Annotated in this window: 3 protein-coding genes; all 3 read left to right on the top strand. The window is 66.6% G+C overall.

Annotated elements, in window-relative coordinates:
- On the top strand, positions 1-266 hold a 266-nt coding region (locus ACSFA3_RS25935; RefSeq protein WP_435508175.1), incomplete at its 5' end, for an SDR family oxidoreductase.
- On the top strand, positions 263-796 hold the full coding sequence (locus tag ACSFA3_RS25930) for a MarR family winged helix-turn-helix transcriptional regulator (protein ID WP_435470653.1): 534 nt from the start codon (positions 263-265) through the stop codon (positions 794-796). The genes ACSFA3_RS25935 and ACSFA3_RS25930, both read left to right, overlap by 4 nt.
- Before the next feature lie 2 nt (positions 797-798).
- On the top strand, positions 799-1,039 hold a 241-nt coding region (locus tag ACSFA3_RS25925; RefSeq protein WP_475544593.1), incomplete at its 3' end, for a hotdog family protein.

The following is a 1,039-nucleotide window of genomic DNA, read 5'->3' as shown; positions in this document are numbered from 1 at the left end:
TCGAGGTGGCGCGCAAGGGCATCACGGTGAATGCCGTGTGCCCGGGCTACACCGACACCGACATCCTGCGCAACAGCGTCGCCAACGTGGTCGGCAAGAACGGGCGCAGCGAGGCCGATGCACTGGCGGAGTTTTCCAGCGTCAATCCGCAGAAGCGGATCGTGCAGCCGTCCGAAGTGGCCGATGCCGTGCGCTGGCTGTGCGGGCCTGGTGCGGCGTCGGTCACCGGGCAGTCCATCTCGGTTTCAGGGGGAGAAGTGACATGACACGCAACAACGATGCCTCGCACGCCGCGCTGAGCGATGCGGAAGAACTGGGTCACGAAGCCCGCGCGGGCCACGAGGACCACGCGATGCTCAAGCTGTGGCTGCGCATGCTGGCCAGCACCACGCAGATCGAGGCCGAGATCCGGCGCCGGCTGCGCGAGCGCTTCGGCATCTCGCTGGCGCGCTTCGACTACATGGCGCAGCTCTACCGCTACGAGGACGGCCTGAAGATGCGCGTGCTCTCGCGCTACCTGATGGTGACCGGCGGCAACGTCACGGGCCTGACCGACGAACTCGAACGCGAAGGCATGGTGGCGCGCGCGCCCAGCCCCGACGATCGCCGTGCGTGGATCGTGAGCCTCACGCCCACGGGGCGCCGCACCTTCGAGACGATGGCGAGCGAGCACGAGCAGTGGATCCTCGAGATGTTCTCGGGGCTCGACATGAAGACGGTCAAGCAGCTGCACACGCAGCTTGGCCTGCTGCGCGTGCATGTGATGCGCGGCGAGCCGTCGGGCGAGGAGGGCTGAGGGTGAGCGACGACACGCACGTCGATCTGGCGGCTGCGAGCAACGAGTTCCGCAGGCCACGGCTGATCCGGTTTTCGGATTGCGACCCGGCGGGCATCGTTTTCTATCCGCAGTACTTCGTGATGCTCAACGGGCTGATCGAGGACTGGGTTAATGAAGGCTTGGAACTCAGCTACCACGGCCTGGTGGCGCAGCGCCGCATCGGCCTGCCGACCGTGAAGCTCGATGTCGACTTCCGCGCCG

Source organism: Variovorax glucosi, assembly GCF_051216695.1.
Lineage (GTDB): Bacteria > Pseudomonadota > Gammaproteobacteria > Burkholderiales > Burkholderiaceae_C > Variovorax.
This window is presented reverse-complemented; position numbering and strand designations above follow the sequence as displayed.

Coding starts and splice junctions, on each gene's coding strand:
- ACSFA3_RS25930 (WP_435470653.1), top strand. CDS start 263: ATGACACGCAACAACGATGCCTCGCACGCCGCGCTGAGCGATGCGGAA.